The organism is Pseudomonas sp. HLMP (assembly GCF_046365545.1).
In the GTDB taxonomy this organism is placed as follows: Bacteria; Pseudomonadota; Gammaproteobacteria; order Pseudomonadales; family Pseudomonadaceae; genus Aquipseudomonas; species Aquipseudomonas guariconensis_B.
Genome location: NZ_JBDLLR010000001.1, coordinates 1,237,044 through 1,252,594, shown reverse-complemented (window position 1 = coordinate 1,252,594; position 15,551 = coordinate 1,237,044). Strand labels below are relative to the sequence as shown.

Genomic DNA, 15,551 nt, shown 5'->3' with positions numbered 1-15,551 from the left:
TCGTCGGGCTCGGTCAGCAAGGGGTCTCGGCGCCTTTGCGCGAGTACCACCACCAGGTCACCAGGATGCAGCTGACGTAGTAGGCGATGAACGCGTACAGGGCCGCTTCCGGCCCCCCGGTCAGGGCCAGGGAGCTGCCGAAGCTCTTGGGGATGAAGAAGCCGCCGAAGGCGCCGACGGCGGAGCTAAAGCCCAGCACCGCGGCCGACTCCTTGCCCGCCTCGCGCAGGGCCCGCTCGCGTTCGGCCGGCTGGGCCTTGGCGCTGGCGCGTTCGTGCAGGGTGCGGAAGATCACCGGGATCATGCGGAAGGTGGAGCCGTTGCCGATGCCGGTGGTGACGAACAGCACCATGAACATGCTGAGAAAGCCGAAGAAGTGCCCCGCCTCACCTTCGCCGGGCAGGAAGGCGATGACCCCAAGCACGGCGGCGATCATCAGCACGAAGTTCCACAGGGTCACCCGCGCCCCGCCAAGCTTGTCCGAGATCCAGCCACCCAGTGGCCGCGCCAGGGCCCCGACCAAGGGGCCGAGGAAAGCGAACTGAAGCGCATTAACCTCAGGGAAGGCGGTCTTGATCAGCAGCGGGAAGGCGGCGGCAAAACCGATGAACGAGCCGAAGGTGGCCAAGTACAGCCAGCACATCAGCCAATTGTGCTTGCGCTTGAAGATCACCGCCTGCTCAGAGAACGAGGCGCTGGCGCATTTGAGGTCATTCATGCCGAACCAGGCGGCGAGGGTCACCAGGATGATCAACGGCACCCAGACCAGGCCGGCGTTCTGCAGCCACATCGCCCCGCCATCGGCCAGTTCGCTCGGCTCGCCACCGGCGGCGCCGAACAGGCCCACGCCGATGACCAGCGGCACCAGGAACTGCATCCCGGACACCCCCAAATTGCCCAACCCGGCATTCAGGCCCAGGGCCGTACCCTGCTGCGCCTTGGGGAAGAAGAAGCTGATGTTGGACATCGACGAGGCGAAGTTGCCGCCGCCGAAGCCGCACAGCAGCGCGATGATCACGAACACGCTGTAGGGCGTGGCGGTGTCCTGCAGCGCCACGCCCATCCACACGGCCGGCAGCAGCAGCGAAGCGGTGCTCAGCGCGGTCCAGCGGCGGCCGCCGAACACCGGCACGATGAACGCATAGAACACCCGCAAGGCCGCACCGGACAGGCCCGGCAGCGCCGCCAGCCAGAACAGCTGGTCGGTGGTGAAGGCAAAGCCTGCGGCGTTCATGCGCACGATCACCGTGCTCCATACCATCCACATGGCGAAGGCCAGGAACAGCGCGGCGATGGAGATCCACAGGTTGCGGCTGGCGATGGCCTTGCCGGTGGCGCCCCAGAACTGCGGGTCTTCCGGACGCCAGTCTTCGATCACTGGCCCCGGCTGGAGCGCACCGCCCACAGCGGGGTTGTTGGATGCCGACATGATCAGTCTCCTCGAGGTATCAGGAATCGGAACGGGGGGTGCCGAGGACGGGTGTCCGACGGACTTCGCTGAGGTACATCCAGATCAGCGAGACCCAGACCACGCCGTACAGCAGCATGAAGTTGGAGCTGCGCACGCCGGTCAGGTCGACCAGCGCACCGAACAGGATCGGCAGGACGAAACCGCCCAGGCCGCCGGCCAGGCCGACGATGCCGGACACCGCACCCATGCGCTCCGGGAACTCGTCGGCGATGTACTTGAACACCGAGGCCTTGCCGAAGGCCCAGGCGACACCGACGACGAACATCAACAGGGTGAACACCCAGGCGTTGAGGCCGATGTGGAAGGTGCGCGGGCCGTCGACGGTGTGCAGGGTGAGGTCGGTCTGCGGGTACGACAGCAAGAACAGGCACACCCAGCTCACCCACAGCACCCACCAGGTCACGCTGTGCGCGCCCCAGCGGTCCGACATCCAGCCGCCCAGCGCACGCAGCACGCCGCCCGGCAGCGAGAAACAGGCGGCCAGCAGCGCGGCGCCCTGCAGGCTGAAGCCGTATTCGGCGACGTAGTACTGGGTCATCCACAGGGCCAGGGCAACGTAGCCGCCGAAGACGATCGAGTAGTACTGGCAGTAACGCCAGACGCGGGGGTCCTTGAGGGTGGCGAGTTGCTCGCGCAGGGACACGCTGGCCGCCACCCGGTGCGACTTGTCGTCGAAGGTGAAGCACCAGAACAGCAGCGCGGTGACCAGCAGGATCGCCGCGAATGCCTTCGGCACCATCTGCCAGCCGGCAGCGACGATGATCGCCGGGGCGAGGAACTTGGTCAGCGCCGAGCCGGCGTTGCCGGCGCCGAAGATGCCCATGGCCAGCCCCTGCCTGGACGCGCCGAACCACTTGGCGACGTAGGCGATGCCTACCGAGAACGAACCACCGGCAAGGCCGACGAACAGGCCCAGGACGAGGAACTGCCAGTACGCGGTCGCATGGCCGATCAGGTAGATCGGCAACACGCAGGCCAGCATCAGCACGAAGAACACGATGCGCCCGCCGAAGCGGTCGCCCAGCATGCCCAGCGGCAGGCGCACCAGCGAGCCACTGAGCACCGGCGTGGCGGCCAGCAGGCCGAATTGGGTTTCGTTGAGGTCGAGCAGATCCTTGATAGGCACCCCCAGCACCGCGAACATCATCCACACCATGAAACAGACGGTGAACGCGGTCGTGCTCATCCCGAGCACCAGCCCCTGTTGTACCTTGCGTTGCATGAACGCTCTCCAGGGCGACTTGTCCAGCGCAGGCTAGGAGCATGCCGGCAGGCCACGATTGACCTGCATCAAGGCGGCAGGGGCCGGGGCGGGCTTACTATGGCGGCATCTACCACCAAAGTGGTAGAGCCTTACTTGGCGGTTTAATCCTTTTAAATCAAATAGTTAGTCAATATTGCAGGACGCTTCGCGACGCCACTGGACGGCCTGGGATTCTTTGGAGGTAGCGCGATGCTGAACTGGCTGAAGAGCTCGCTGCCCGCGCGGGCAGGGCTGGCCGTGGTCCTGCTGGCCACCCTCAGCCTGGCCAGCACCTTCAGTGCCGTGCTGATCGCCCGGGTCAGCGAGAACGACGCCGCGGCCATGAACACCGCCGGCTCCCTGCGCATGGCCACCTTCCGCCTCAATTGGCAACTGGCGTCCGATGCCTCGGCCGCTACCCTCGAGCAACTGCGCCAGGACATGCAGCAGCGCCTGGCGAGCCCAACGTTGGCGCACACGCTGCAAGACGGCGACGACAGCCCGGTCGGCAAGGCCTTCTCGAAGGTCCTCGGACAATGGCAAGGTCACTTGCTGCCGGCGCTGGAGGCCAATGACCGGCAATTGTTCCAGCGCGAGGCACAGGTGTTCGTCGACCATATCGAAGACTTCGTCCTGCAACTGCAGAAACAGAGCGAGCGGCGCCAGGGCTGGCAACAGAACATCCAGGGCGCGGCGCTGCTGATCACCGTGGTCATCCTGCTGGTCGGCCTGTTCGAGCTGCACAGCGGTGTGATCGCACCGCTGCAGGAGCTGGTCCGCGCCACCGAGCGCTTTCGCGCCGGCAAGCTCGATGCGCGCATCCGCTATCGCTCGCGCGACGAACTGGGGCAGATGGCCGATAGCTTCAACGCCATGGCCGAGGCCATCGAACAGTCCCACCGCACGCTGGCTTCGCGGGTCGCGGAGAAAACCCAGGAACTGGCCCAGAGCAACGCCGCCCTCGACCTGCTCTGCCATGCCAGCCGCAGCATCGCCACCCAGCCGACCAGCGCCGAGCACCTGGACGCACTGATCGTCAGCTTCCAGCAACGCCTGCCCGGCCTGCGCCTGTCGCTGTGCCTGCGCGGCGGAGCCGAGGCCGGCCAGGGGCAACTGATCGCCCTGCATGGCGACAACGACACCCGTGAAGTGTGCGCCCCCCAGGACTGCGCCGGTTGCGAACGCCAGCGCCTGGCCAACCGCTTCAGCCTGCAGGTCAGCTCCCAGGGCACCGTGCTCGGCGACCTGCGTGCCCACTTCATCGACGGCCATGCCGCCCACCCATGGGAGCGCGAACTGATCCAGGCCCTGGCCGACCTGATCGGCACCAGCCTGTCGCTGGAAGGCCAGCGCGAGAAGGACAACCGCTTGCTGCTGCTCGACGAGCGCACCACCATCGCCCGCGAGCTGCATGACTCCCTGGCCCAGGCCCTGTCGTACATGAAGCTGCAGGTCAGCCGCCTGCAAACCCTGATCCGCCGTGGCGAGAACGCCGAGCACCTGCTGGTGGTGAGCGATGAACTGCGCGAAGGGCTGAACAATGGCTATCGCCAGTTGCGCGAGCTGCTGACCACCTTCCGCCTGCAGATCCAGGACGGTGGCCTGGAGCAGGCGCTGGAGGACACCGCCCGCGAGTTCGCCGAACGGGGCGCGATGCGCGTACACCTGCAACAGCAGCCGCTGGCCTTCAGCCTCGGCGCCAACGAACAGATCCACGTGCTGCAGATCGCCCGCGAAGCGCTGTCCAACTGCGCCCGCCACGCGCAGGCCAGCGAGGCCTGGGTGCACGTGCGCCAGCTGGGCGGCGAGGTCGAGTTGCTGGTGGAGGACGATGGCATCGGCATCCAGCCCGGCTACGACGGCCGCCTGCACCATGGCCTGAACATCATGCAAGAGCGCGCCCGCAGCCTGGGCGGCCAGCTCAGCCTGGCCCCCCGTGAACCCCATGGCACCCAGGTGCGACTACGTTTCGCGCCGAGCTTTTTGCGTCAACCCGAGGTACTCGCATGAACGCTACCGCCCCTCACACCCTGCTGCTGGCCGACGACCACCCGATGATGCGCCGCGCGCTGCGCCAGTTGATCGAGCTGGAGCACGACCTGGTGGTGGTCGGCGAGGCCAACAACGGCCTGGAAGCCTGCGCCCTGGTGGAGCGGCTGCAGCCGGACCTGGTGGTGCTCGACCACAACATGCCTGAACTCAACGGCGTCGAAGCGCTCAAGCGCCTGCGCGAGCAGGGCTATGCGGGGCGGATCCTGCTGTTCACGGTGTCCGATGCCGAACAGGATGTGAGCGATGCCATGCGCTTCGGTGCCAATGGCTACCTGCTCAAGGACATGGAGCCGGAGCTGCTGATCGACAGGTTGCACGAGGTGCTGGCGGGGGGCCTGGTGGTCAGCCCATCGCTGACCACGGTGCTGGCCCAGGCGCTGCGGGCATCCCACGGCGCCAGCTCGCAGGATCTGACGGACCGGGAGCGGCAGGTGTTGAAGATGATCGCCGGCGGGTTGAGCAACAAGATGATCGGCAACAAGCTGGGGATCACCGAAGGGACGGTGAAGGTGCATGTGAAGAACCTGCTGCACAAGCTGGGGCTGCGCTCGCGGGTGGAGGCGGCGGTCTGGGCGCTGGAGAACCTGCGCTAGGGCCTGCATTCCCAGGGCCGCTTCGCGCCCCATCGCCGGCAAGCCGGCTCCCACAGGGACCGCGGCGACCACATATGATGCGGTTTGCACGGACAATGTGGGAGCCGGCTTGCCGGCGGGCGATGGGCTGCAAAGCAGCCCCAGTACCCCGCTCACCCACGGCCCCCGCACACCTCCACGGCCTGCTCGGGCAGGCACTTAAGGTGCGGGACGAAATTGCATGGTCCGGTGCGCCAGTCCAGCTGCTTGCGCAAGATCGCGTCCCAACCGGTGCGGCAAGCGCCCGGAGAACCCGGCAGGCAACACACCAAGGTGCCGTTGCTCAGGCCCGCCAGGGCACGCGACTGGATCGTCGAGGTGCCGATCTCTTCCAGCGAGACCTGCCGGAACAACTCGCCGAAACCTTCCACGACCTTCTCCAGCAAGGGCTCGACAGCCTGGGGCGTGTTGTCGCGGGCCGTGAAGCCCGTGCCACCGGTGAGCAGCACCACCTGCACCTGCGGGTCGGCGATCCAGGCGCACAGGCGGGCGCGGATCTGCCAGGTATCGTCGGGCACCAACGCCCGCTCGTGAAGGATGTGCCCGGCCTCCTCAAGGCCATCGACCAGTGCCTGGCCCGAGCCGTCGTTGGCCAGGGTACGGGTGTCGCTGATGGTCAGCACGGCGATGCGCAGTGCCTGGAATTCGCGGGATGCAAGGTGAGCCATGCTGGCGCCCTCCTCTGGATGACAGCCCGCAGCCTGGGCCAGGCCGAAGCCTGCGCCCATCCCTCGAAGGAGGTACCACCGGGGTATGCGACTAAAAACCTTGATGTCGATCAACGCTGGCGGGTGTACCAGGCATAGTCTGGAGGCAGACGACCGCTGTCGGAGGGAAACCATGGCCAAGAAATTTCCCCACAACCCCAGCCATCCCGAGCGCATCTGCTGGGGTTGCGACCTGTACTGCCCGGCGAAGGCATTGGCCTGCGGCAACGGCGCGGACCGGACCATGCATCCGGCGGAGTTGTTCGGCGAGGACTGGTACCAGCAGGAGCAATGGGCCGAGCAGGCCAGCGAAGAGACGGTGCCCGACACAAGGGGCACACAGGCGCCATAGACGAGCCAGCCGCCTCAGCGTCGGCGCTCCTGGCGCAGCGCCACCAGCTTCGCGCGCATCTCCCGATGCCGCTTGCCGTTGAGCACCAGCAAGGCCAGCAGCGGCAACGCGGCACTGATCGCCAGCAACAAGGCGGGCACCGCGCCGCCGAACAGGCTCAGGGCCATCAGCAGGCTGATGACCAGCACGCCGACCACGACCCTGACCGCCCAACCCTGCCCACGGATCATCAGAAAGTGCCCCAGGCACAGCACCAGCACCAGGCCACCGCTGAGCAATACGCTGTACGACGCATTGTCCGGATGGTCGCGCCAGTGGCTGTCCACCCACAAGGTCACCGCCAACGCCACCGACAGCAGCGATGCGAAGAACCCCAGCAGGAACGTGGGGAAGTAGCGCGCCATGAAGGCACCGAAATCACTGCCAGCGGCCATCACTCGATTTCCTCATAAAGCCCAACGGCAATGCTCTGCACCGTGGCACTGCCCGCCAGGCCAAAGGTGGCGCCCAGGGAGTCGCGCAGCAACGTCTGGGTGGCATGGCTGATCTGGGTCGGCGTGTAGCGCTTGGCCAGGGTCCCGGCCGCCTGCTCGAGCTTGAGCTGCTTGGCGGTCAACGCCGGGTGCTTGATCGACAAGAGCTCGGTGGTCAGTGCCTTGCGCTGCTGGCGGGAAAGGGTCTTGCTCAGCTCCAGCCAACTGCGCCCGGTGGCGGCCTTGTGCACCTGCAGGTACTTGAGCGTGGTCAGGCCCGAGGCGCCAACGCCCAGCAGCGAGACACCGTCGAGCACCCTGGACGCGGCCTGGTACCACTCGTTCTCGTCCAGGGCGTCGTTGGCCGCCGGATTGGTGGTTTCACGCACCGTGCGCATCACGCCGATGCCGCACTGGATACTGCTGGCGGTGGCTGCAGCCCCGCCGATGTAGGTCAGTACCAGGCTGGTACCGCCGGAAAACGGCGCGGCGATGGTGCCGCTGAACACCACGAACCACCCCAGCACCGCACCGGCGCAGGACAAGGTGGTATTGACCGCCTCCTTGATCACCCGCGATTCGCGGGGATTGTTCTGCAACTGCTCGGTGTACTGGGCCGGTGTCTGGTACTTGTTGATCTCGCGCAGGATCACGCGCTTGGGCTTGATGCTGCAGATCGGCTGGAATTCGCGCAGGGTGATGACGTTGTAGTTGGCGTCGATGTACACCACCCCGGCGCCAACGATGCGCGGGTCGGCATCGATGGCGGCGAACATCTGCGGCAGGTTGATGCGGCTCTGGATGCGCTGGCGCGCCATGAACTGCGAGGTGTTGCCCAATTGGTTGACCAGAAGATCTGTCACAGGTCGATTCCCTCAACTCTCGGTGCCGCGATAGGGGCGCAGCGCGCCCCTGGTTTCAGGCTCACACGTTCGGGCAAGGCACCGGTGCCCAGTCGCCCATGTCCGGGCTGTTGCACATACGGTTGACCTGGTCCTGGCCGGCCTTGGCCACCTGCTGGGCCTCGGTCTTCTTGCTGGTGGCGTTCTGCAAGGTCTTCTCGGTGGCCACGGCCTCCTTCGGCACCGCCGGCAGCTTCTTGGGCGTGGTCTTCTTCGCGGTCTCGGCCTGGGCCACCACGGTGACGTCCGAACGCTGCACGCCGACCTGCTTGAGGTCTTGCTCGTAGGCCTGGGTGTAGTTGTCCAGGTTCTCGCCGAGACGGCCGCTGACCGCCGTGATCAGGTTGTTCGACTCCTGCAGGCCAGAGACGATCTCGGCCAGGCGCTTGCGGCCCTCGGTGTCGTCGATGCGCTTGGCCTTGCGCCCGTCCATCAGGTTGGCGAACTCGCGCTGGTAGCAGCTCTGCGAAGCCTTGGCATAGGCGGTGGTGCGGTCCATGTCCGCCGCGCTCTTGTCGATGTCGGTGGCATAGGAGGCGATGCGCTGCTTGTCATCGCTGATCTGCTTCTGGCGTTCGGTGTAGTAGCCCGCCGCACCGCCGACCAGGGCACCGCCGGCCGCGCCGATGGCAGCATTGCGGCCACGGTTGTCGTTGTCCACCAAAGCGCCGGTCAGGGCACCGCCCACGGCGCCGAGCAGCGCACCGGTGGCCACCGAACGGGTCATGTCGGAGTCGGTGGAGCGCAGGTGCTGCACCGGCTCGTAGCAGTTGGGGTAGTACTCGACCTTGGTGGTCGCACCGATCCTGGACACCGGCGAGCCGGCGCAACCGGTCAGCAGTACGCTGCTGAAACCCGCCGCCAGCAGCAGTGCGGTACGGGCCTGGGAAGCGTTGATCAGGGGCTTGCGTGTGAAAAGCATGGTCAGGTTCTCTCTTGGGTTGTACGGGGCCGACCAGCGTCATGCCGGCCGGGATTCCTTTCTCGGTCGAGTCGTTCAGGGCCTCGGGGTGGCCGAGGCGAGCAGCTCCTTGAGGATCGTCGCCGGGTCGGCCCGCCGGTTCTGGCGGTACTCCCCGACATGGCGGACGAACAGGGTCGCACGGGTCACCAGGCTCCTGCCCAGGACCGGCTTGCGGTTGAGTTCTTCCTTGACCCGCTGGAACTGCGCCTGGATCACCGCATCGGTGTAGCGCGTGCCGCTGGCCAGGTTGTCGATGTAGATCGCTACGGCGCCGTCCAGCGCGTTGCGGCCATTGGCGATGGCGGCGGCGAACATGCGGGCGCTGGTCGGGTCGCCCGAGGCCTCGGCCTGCCGCTGGCTGTTCTGCAGGTTGGTCAGGCGGATGTTGTAGTTGTTGATGGTCTCGGCCACCAGGGCGGCGGACTGGATCAGGTTGCCGGCGGCTTCCTCGCGTTGCTGGGCGATCAGCGAGACGTTGCGCTTGAGCTCCTCGTTGACCAGCCCAAGCTCGGCCTGCAGGCGTGGGTCGGCGGTGCTGGCGATGATGCCGTCCAGGCGCTTGGTCGGGTCCTGGGCATCGTCGATGGCGTCGGTCAGGCTGGCCAGGCGGCCCTCCTTCTGCCATTGCTCGAACAGCTCCTGGTAGCGTGAGCGCGGCGCCGACAGGGCACCGATGGCCACCCGAAAACCGGTGGTCTCGTTACGCTGCTCGGTGCCGTCGGCGCCGAACAGCGGGTATTCGCGGCGCATGCCGGTGAACAGCGTGCCCTCGCCTTCCAGGTAGTTGCCGCCCTTGACCACGAAGCCGCCATAGGCCCCCTGGCGCCGGCCGGCATGCACCAACTGGAACGACTCCTGGACCATCTCCGCGGCGTTGCCGATCACATCGAACAGCCCCAGCGGGTTCGGCTGCCGGGTGCCGATCGGCATCAACCGCGCAGCCTGGCCGGTGCCACCGGCCACCTGGTTGAACACCGCCCAGTCGGCCAGCGGCCCTTCGCTGTCGCTGCCCTCGACCTTGCGCGGGAACAGCCGACCTTCCAGCGCCTGGCGGCTGACCACCGAACCGCCACGGGCGGCGAACTCCCACTCCACTTCGGTGGGCAGGCGCACGAAGCCGATACCGCCATCCTCGGGCTTGCTGCCACGGCCGCTGATCGGCAGCAGGTCGCGGTGATGCTTCATCAGCCAGGCACTGTACACCGCCGCGAAGCGCTCGGCCTCGAAGCGCGACAGCTTGACCTTGGGCAAGCGCCCGGCCGCCTCGGTGACCGGTTCGCAGGCCGGCGGCGCCTCGCCGCTGGCCAGGGACTGGGCCTGGGACATGACCTGGGCATACTGCCGGGCGGTGACTTCGTACTTGCCGATGAAGTACATCATGGGCTTGAGCGGGCTGCCGGCCTCGACCTTGGGCAGGCTCGGGCCGACCTGCTCGCGCCACTGCGGCGCCAGGTCCTGCAGGCTGAACTGGCCGTTGATGAAGTCGCGGCGGTAGCCGGAGATGAACGACTGCTTGTAGCCCGCCTCGCCCTCGCTGAAGGGGTAGCCGAGGCTCACCTCACGGTCGTCCAGGCTGCCCTGGGCCAGCACATAGACGTGGCGGAACACCATCTCGCCGCCACAGGGCAAGGGCAGGCTGACGTCATCGGCCAGCGGCTTGGGGTTGTCCAGCTTGGCGCTGGCAGTGGCTTCGACCTTGTTTCCAGGCTGGGCCTCGTTCCCAGGTTGGGCCTTGGGCTTGTCATCGTCGTCGGCCTGGACGCAGGCGACCAGGCTCAGGGCGGCGATGACCAAGGCGGCGGCCTTCAGGCGACGTTCAGACATCACGGATTCCTTCGCAGGTGTCGATCCGCGCCACCCGCCAGCCGCCCAGGGCGGCCGCGGCAGCACTGGCCAGCAGGACGGCGAGCAGCGCGACGAGATAGTGCAGGGGCAACAGGTGGCTGGCGTACTCGCCGGGCACCTGCATGAAAAGCCGGTTCAGGCCGTGTTCGGCCAACAGGTACAGCACGGCGGCCAGGGCCGCGGCCAGCACGCCGCTGTAGAGTGCCTGGAGCACCACGAACAACAGCAACGCGGCGGTGCCCAAGCCCAGCAGGCGCAGCACGGCCAGCTCGCGCTGCTTGCGCTCCACCGCCGCCACCGCGCCCGCGGCGATGGCGGCAGCCGCGCCGCTCACGGCCAGGGCGGCGATGATCCAGAACACCAGGTCGAGGTTGCGGCTCAACGACTGCACCTGGGCGATCCGCGCCGCCTGGGTCGAGACCAGCACCTTGCGCTCGGCGAAATAACGGCGCAGCGGCTCCACGTCGGCGAGCCCACGGGCATACAGGCGAAACGCCGGGTAGACCCGCTGCGTGGGGTCGGCCTGGGCCTCGCCCGGCCAGCCGAGGGCCGGCACGGCACGCCCGTCGCGATAGTCTTCGGCGGCCTCCAGCAGCGCCAGGGGGGCGAACAGGGCATCGCGCTCGAATGCCGCCAGCGGCAACACCGCGAGCACCCGCAGGCGCGCCTGGCGCCATTGCACCTGGCCAGCCTGCTGGCGGCCGATGCTGGCCTGCAGCTCATCGCCGGCCTTGGCGCCGAGCTTTTCCGCCGCGGTGAAACTGAGCACCACCTCCTGCAAGTCGCCCGGCAGCGGCACACCGTGCAGCAACGGATCGCCAGCGGCGGTGGGCAGCATCTCCACCGTCACTCCGCGCCCACTGGCCGGCAGCAGCAGCTCGGCGGTGGCGGCGATCTGCCGGGTACGCGGGATAGCGAAGGCCACGTCCGGACGGGCGCCCAGCGCAGCGACGAAGGCGGCATCGAAGCGCCCGCCGCCCAGGGGGATGATTTCGCGCACGCCCGGGTCGCGCTGCAAGCGCTCGGTGAGGCTGCCGACCAGGCCGAACTTGAGGCCGAACAGCACCAGCAACGGCGCGATCACCGCCACCAGCGCCAGCACGCTGCAGGCCGACAAGCGCCCGTCGTTGCGGTAGTCCTGCCAGGCCAGGCCGGCGATCAGCAGCGGGCGCATCAGGCTGCCCTCTCCAGGGTCGCGGTGACGCCGCCGTCGGCATCGCGCCGGCACGCCATGCGCAGCACCGACAGGCCCGCGCTGCGCGCCAGGGCCTCGTCGTGGGTGGCGACCACGCAGGTCACCCGATGTGCCTGGGCCTGCTGCAACAGCAGGTCCATGACCCGCCCGGCATTGACCGGGTCGAGGGCCGCGGTGGGCTCGTCGGCCAACAGCAGCGCCGGGCCGTGCGCCAGGGCGCGGGCACAACTGACCCGCTGGCGCTGGCCCAGGGACAGCGCGGCCGGGCGCTTGTCCAGTTGGTCGTGCACGTCGAGCGCCTCGGCCAGGCGCTCGACGCTGCCGTCGTCGCTCAACCCGAGCAACTGGCGCGGCAGGCGAATATTGCCGCGCACGTCGAGAAAGCCCAGCAGCCCACCGGCCTGCAACACATAGCCCAGGTGACGGCTGCGCAGCGCGGCCAGGCGATCGAGCCGGCGCTGGCGCCAGAGCCCGGCGATGTCCTGCTCGATGCCGTCGAGCCCCAGGCTGAAGCCCTCGGCGGCATCGGGCGCCAGCACCAATGCCAGCAGGTCCAGCAAGGTGCTCTTGCCGCAGCCGCTGGGGCCGACCAGGGCCACGCGCTCGCCCGCGGCCAACCGCAGCCGGTCGATCTCCAGGCTGTAGCGCTGGGCGCCCTGCCCGCGCGTCTTGCGCACCCCCTGCAAGCGGATCATCACGGCAGGGTCGACAGCGGGACACGGTACAAGGCATCACCCGGCTCGGCATTGCCGAAGCGCACCCAGTTGGCCATGTCGTTGTGGAAGGTTTCGTACAGGCGGATCTTCGACTCCAGCTCGTCGATGAAGTCCTCCTGCTCGGCCACCGAGAGCGACAACCACAGGTCCTGGGTCATGCTCAGCGACTTGCTGCGGTACGGCAGGCCCTCCAGGTACTCGCCGAGCACACCGCTCTGGGCCAGGTTGGCGCCCTTGCGCAGCTCGCCCGGGTCGCGGCTCATGTAGGCGCTGGCGCTGGCGATCTCGTTGAAGAAGTCGCCGGGGGACGAGCGGGTCTTGCGCGCGGCATCGACGATCAGCTTGAGCGACTGCTGCAGGTCGTTGAGCTGCAGCTTGGTCAGCATCACGCACACCTGCAGGGTCGGCAGCGCCGGGTTGGTCAGGTCGCGGTCGGCGGTCCAGGCGCTGACCAGACGCGGCGCCTGGCTGGCGCCCTGGCGGCCGAGGAAGTCCATGTGCATGGCGTAGCCGATGGCCTGGGACTTGGCCGCCAGGCTCGATGCCGAGGTCAGCAGCGGCACCGGTTGTGGCTGCTTGTTGCGCACCTGGTGGACCAGCTCGGCGAAGGTCGAGCCGATCTCCCGCACCCGCTCGCCGAACACCGACACCTCGCCGCCCGGCACCGAGACGTAGAGGTCGCCGATCTGCGGGTTGCTGTCGGCGCTGAGCACACGGTACTGCTGTTCGGCCGAGGCATGGTTCTTTTGCCCGGCCGGGGTGCGCAGGTGCAGGGCGTAGATCTTGATCTGCTTGCTCAGGGCGGCCTGGCGCACCTCGGCCTCGTTCATCTGGGTGCTGCTGAACGGGTCGTTCTTGCGCAAGGCGCCCGCGTCGCTGACCAGCAGGATGATGCGCCCGCCGTAACCGGACCAGTCCAGGCCCTCGACCGCCTGCAGGATGCCGGCGAAGGCATCTTCGTTGAACGAATGGCTGGAAACCTGGGTGGCCTTGACCTGCGACGCCGCCCGCAGGAAGCGCGCCGGGTCGCGGCCCTCGTCGAGGTTCACCAGGGTCTTGCTCAGGTACTCCAGGCCGGGCGTGCGCTGGGTGCTGTTGCGAAAGCCCACCAGGCCGAAGCTGACGTTGTCCAGCTCGCCGCGTGCCGCCAGTTGCTGCTGCAGTTCGCTGACGACCTGGCGGACCCGGTCGATGTAGGGCTGCATGGAGACCGAGGTGTCCACCACCAGGACGATGGCCGTGCGAAACGCCTTGTCGTCGCCCGCCGCGACGCCTGCGGCCGTGGCCGCGCTGTCGCGGGCACTGGCTCCTGGGTCGATGGAGGCGATGTTGAGCAGTTGCACCGGCTGGCCTTCGGCATCGAAGCTTTCACGGAAGTCGAAGATCGGCATCAGGTAGAACTGCTCCTGGGGCACCGCGCTGGCGGTTGGTTCCAGGGCCATCACCTGGGGCACCTGGTCCGGCTGGCCCTGCGCCTTGAGCAGGGTATCGCGGGCCATGCCGGTATCGTCGAGCAGGCGCTGCACGTCATCGGCCTGGCGCAGGAACATCACCGGCGAACGGCCGGAGCGTTCGGTGAACTTGAGCACCAGGCTCTGCTTCCAGTCGCTGGTCTGCCCGGCGGGCAGCCAGCCGTCGCGCTGGCCATCACTGGAGGCGCCGACCTGCACCCAGGGTTTGCCGTCGACGTCCTTGCGCTGGTAGACGTAGAGCACGCTGAACGCCGGCAGGCTGTCGCCGGGCTCGGCCCCAGGCTCGCTGGCCAAGCGCGCGCCGGGCTGGCTCAGCACCCGCTGGAACAGCGTCTTCTTGCCTGGCATCAGCAGCGGACGCTGGTCATCCACAGCCGCGACGGGCGTGGCGCTACCCTGCTCGGGCGCCTGCGGCGAGGGCGGTGTGGTGGCCTGTGCCAGCGGCGCGTCGGGTGCCGGCGTATCGCCGCTGCCCAGCCACCAGTAGCCGACACCTGCAAGGCCGAGCGCGGCGGCGACCGCCACGGCCAGCAACGCCATGGCGGGTTTCTTCCTGGCAGGTACGGGCGCGGGCGGTGCCTCGGCCGCCGGGCGCTTGGCCGGTTCGGCGATCGGTGGCACCTGGGGGATCTCGATGGAAACCGGCGTCAGGCCGCCCAGGTCCGATGGCGTCGGGGCCACCGGCGTGCTCACCGGCAGCGGCCGGACCTGCGTGGCTTCGCTGTCCTCGGCCGGCAGGCGGTCGAGGGCCGCGAGAAACGCGGCGGCATCGGCGAAGCGTTCGTTGGGGTCCTTGGCCAGCAGCCCGCGCAGGATGTCCTGGTAGCGGCCATGCTCGATGGGCAACTCCGGCAACGGCTCGGTGAGGTGGGCCAGGGCCGTGGACAGGGCATCGTTGCCGCTGTACGGCAGCTTGCCGACGAGGATCTCGTAGAGCACCACGCCCAGGGCATAGAGGTCGGCACGGCCGTCGATCTCCAGCCCACGGGCCTGCTCCGGGCTCATGTAGCTGGGCGTACCCACGGCGAAGCCCGCCTGGGTGAACTGGGTGCGGTCGTCCAGCGACTTGGCGATGCCGAAGTCCGACAGCACCGCGGTACCGTCGGCGCGGAACAGGATGTTGGCGGGCTTGACGTCGCGGTGCACCAGCCCCTGGGCGTGGGCATAGCCCAGCACCTGGGCGATCTGGCGCACGTACAGCAGCCCCTGGCGAGGCTCCAGCCCAGCGGCGATGCGCTCCTTGAGCGTGCCATTGGGCAGGTACTCCATGGCCATGTAGTACAGCTCGCCGACATTGCCGATGTCATGGATGGTGGCGATGTGTGGGTGCGACAGCCGCGCCAGGGTCCGCCCTTCGCGCAGGAAGCGCTCGCAGAAGGTCGGGTCGGCGGCCAGGCTCGCCGCCATGATCTTGAGCGCCACCTTGCGCTCCAGCGAGCGCTGGGTGGCCAGGTACACGCTGGCCATGGCGCCCTGGCCAATCTCGCTGTCGATGTCGAATCCGGGAATCTGCATGTCCATGGTGAG

At 68.0% G+C, this 15,551-nt stretch carries 13 protein-coding genes; 3 read left to right on the top strand and 10 right to left on the bottom strand.

Annotated features, from left to right (window positions below):
• Positions 1 to 13 precede the first annotated feature (13 nt).
• Together ABFA30_RS05960 and ABFA30_RS05955 are read right to left on the bottom strand one after the other, a co-directional pair.
• Positions 14 to 1,429, bottom strand: coding sequence for a NarK family nitrate/nitrite MFS transporter (locus tag ABFA30_RS05960; RefSeq protein ID WP_225786581.1), 1,416 nt, complete (start codon positions 1,427 to 1,429; stop codon positions 14 to 16).
• Between the two features lie 19 nt (positions 1,430 to 1,448).
• Complete coding sequence (locus ABFA30_RS05955) at positions 1,449 to 2,693, bottom strand: MFS transporter (RefSeq protein ID WP_253080261.1); 1,245 nt, start codon at positions 2,691 to 2,693, stop codon at positions 1,449 to 1,451.
• Positions 2,694 to 2,924: 231 nt separating this feature from the next.
• Between ABFA30_RS05955 and ABFA30_RS05950 the strand changes: the two genes are divergently transcribed.
• Together ABFA30_RS05950 and narL are read left to right on the top strand one after the other, a co-directional pair.
• Positions 2,925 to 4,724, top strand: coding sequence for a HAMP domain-containing protein (locus ABFA30_RS05950; protein ID WP_410045224.1), 1,800 nt, complete (start codon positions 2,925 to 2,927; stop codon positions 4,722 to 4,724).
• Positions 4,721 to 5,359, top strand: a complete 639-nt coding sequence (narL, locus tag ABFA30_RS05945) for a two-component system response regulator NarL (protein ID WP_253080263.1) — start codon at positions 4,721 to 4,723, stop codon at positions 5,357 to 5,359. Before ABFA30_RS05950 ends, narL begins: the two co-directional genes overlap by 4 nt.
• A gap of 152 nt (positions 5,360 to 5,511) precedes the next feature.
• On the opposite strand, the gene moaB is transcribed toward narL, so the two are convergent.
• Positions 5,512 to 6,066: a molybdenum cofactor biosynthesis protein B gene (gene moaB, locus ABFA30_RS05940; RefSeq protein ID WP_253080264.1), complete on the bottom strand. Its 555-nt coding sequence runs from the start codon at positions 6,064 to 6,066 to the stop codon at positions 5,512 to 5,514.
• Positions 6,067 to 6,238: 172 nt separating this feature from the next.
• On the opposite strand from moaB, the gene ABFA30_RS05935 reads away from it, so the two are divergent.
• Entirely contained in the window at positions 6,239 to 6,457 is a 219-nt protein-coding gene (locus ABFA30_RS05935) for a DUF3079 domain-containing protein (RefSeq protein ID WP_225786586.1), read from the top strand.
• Positions 6,458 to 6,471: 14 nt separating this feature from the next.
• On the opposite strand, the gene ABFA30_RS05930 is transcribed toward ABFA30_RS05935, so the two are convergent.
• The 7 genes from ABFA30_RS05930 to ABFA30_RS05900 form a co-directional block, all read right to left on the bottom strand.
• Complete coding sequence (locus ABFA30_RS05930; RefSeq protein WP_253080265.1) at positions 6,472 to 6,891, bottom strand: hypothetical protein; 420 nt, start codon at positions 6,889 to 6,891, stop codon at positions 6,472 to 6,474.
• The gene (locus ABFA30_RS05925) at positions 6,891 to 7,748 is read right to left on the bottom strand and encodes an NAD synthetase (protein ID WP_262923596.1); all 858 of its coding nucleotides are present in this window, start codon (positions 7,746 to 7,748) and stop codon (positions 6,891 to 6,893) included. The genes ABFA30_RS05930 and ABFA30_RS05925 overlap by 1 nt, the downstream gene beginning before the upstream one ends.
• Positions 7,749 to 7,854: 106 nt before the next feature.
• Complete coding sequence (gene tagQ / locus ABFA30_RS05920) at positions 7,855 to 8,754, bottom strand: type VI secretion system-associated lipoprotein TagQ (RefSeq protein WP_225786589.1); 900 nt, start codon at positions 8,752 to 8,754, stop codon at positions 7,855 to 7,857.
• Positions 8,755 to 8,829: 75 nt separating this feature from the next.
• Positions 8,830 to 10,620, bottom strand: coding sequence for a formylglycine-generating enzyme family protein (locus ABFA30_RS05915; protein WP_253080266.1), 1,791 nt, complete (start codon positions 10,618 to 10,620; stop codon positions 8,830 to 8,832).
• A complete protein-coding gene (locus tag ABFA30_RS05910) occupies positions 10,613 to 11,815 on the bottom strand; it encodes an FtsX-like permease family protein (RefSeq protein WP_225786591.1) in 1,203 nt (400 codons plus the stop codon). Before ABFA30_RS05910 ends, ABFA30_RS05915 begins: the two co-directional genes overlap by 8 nt.
• Positions 11,815 to 12,531 carry an ABC transporter ATP-binding protein gene (locus ABFA30_RS05905; RefSeq protein WP_225786861.1) on the bottom strand — a complete coding sequence of 239 codons (717 nt, stop codon included), beginning with the start codon at positions 12,529 to 12,531 and terminating at the stop codon, positions 11,815 to 11,817. Before ABFA30_RS05905 ends, ABFA30_RS05910 begins: the two co-directional genes overlap by 1 nt.
• Positions 12,531 to 15,545, bottom strand: a complete 3,015-nt coding sequence (locus ABFA30_RS05900; protein WP_410045223.1) for a serine/threonine-protein kinase — start codon at positions 15,543 to 15,545, stop codon at positions 12,531 to 12,533. Before ABFA30_RS05900 ends, ABFA30_RS05905 begins: the two co-directional genes overlap by 1 nt.
• Positions 15,546 to 15,551: the final 6 nt, after the last annotated feature.

Bases quoted from the DNA above. Each gene is read 5' to 3' on its own strand.
- ABFA30_RS05960 (WP_225786581.1), bottom strand. From the start codon at position 1,429: ATGTCGGCATCCAACAACCCCGCTGTGGGCGGTGCGCTCCAGCCGGGG.
- ABFA30_RS05955 (WP_253080261.1), bottom strand. From the start codon at position 2,693: ATGCAACGCAAGGTACAACAGGGGCTGGTGCTCGGGATGAGCACGACC.
- ABFA30_RS05950 (WP_410045224.1), top strand. From the start codon at position 2,925: ATGCTGAACTGGCTGAAGAGCTCGCTGCCCGCGCGGGCAGGGCTGGCC.
- narL (WP_253080263.1), top strand. From the start codon at position 4,721: ATGAACGCTACCGCCCCTCACACCCTGCTGCTGGCCGACGACCACCCG.
- moaB (WP_253080264.1), bottom strand. From the start codon at position 6,066: ATGGCTCACCTTGCATCCCGCGAATTCCAGGCACTGCGCATCGCCGTG.
- ABFA30_RS05935 (WP_225786586.1), top strand. From the start codon at position 6,239: ATGGCCAAGAAATTTCCCCACAACCCCAGCCATCCCGAGCGCATCTGC.
- ABFA30_RS05930 (WP_253080265.1), bottom strand. From the start codon at position 6,891: ATGGCCGCTGGCAGTGATTTCGGTGCCTTCATGGCGCGCTACTTCCCC.
- ABFA30_RS05925 (WP_262923596.1), bottom strand. From the start codon at position 7,748: ATGGCGCGCCAGCGCATCCAGAGCCGCATCAACCTGCCGCAGATGTTC.
- tagQ (WP_225786589.1), bottom strand. From the start codon at position 8,754: ATGCTTTTCACACGCAAGCCCCTGATCAACGCTTCCCAGGCCCGTACC.
- ABFA30_RS05915 (WP_253080266.1), bottom strand. From the start codon at position 10,620: ATGTCTGAACGTCGCCTGAAGGCCGCCGCCTTGGTCATCGCCGCCCTG.
- ABFA30_RS05910 (WP_225786591.1), bottom strand. From the start codon at position 11,815: ATGCGCCCGCTGCTGATCGCCGGCCTGGCCTGGCAGGACTACCGCAAC.
- ABFA30_RS05905 (WP_225786861.1), bottom strand. From the start codon at position 12,531: ATGATCCGCTTGCAGGGGGTGCGCAAGACGCGCGGGCAGGGCGCCCAG.
- ABFA30_RS05900 (WP_410045223.1), bottom strand. From the start codon at position 15,545: ATGGACATGCAGATTCCCGGATTCGACATCGACAGCGAGATTGGCCAG.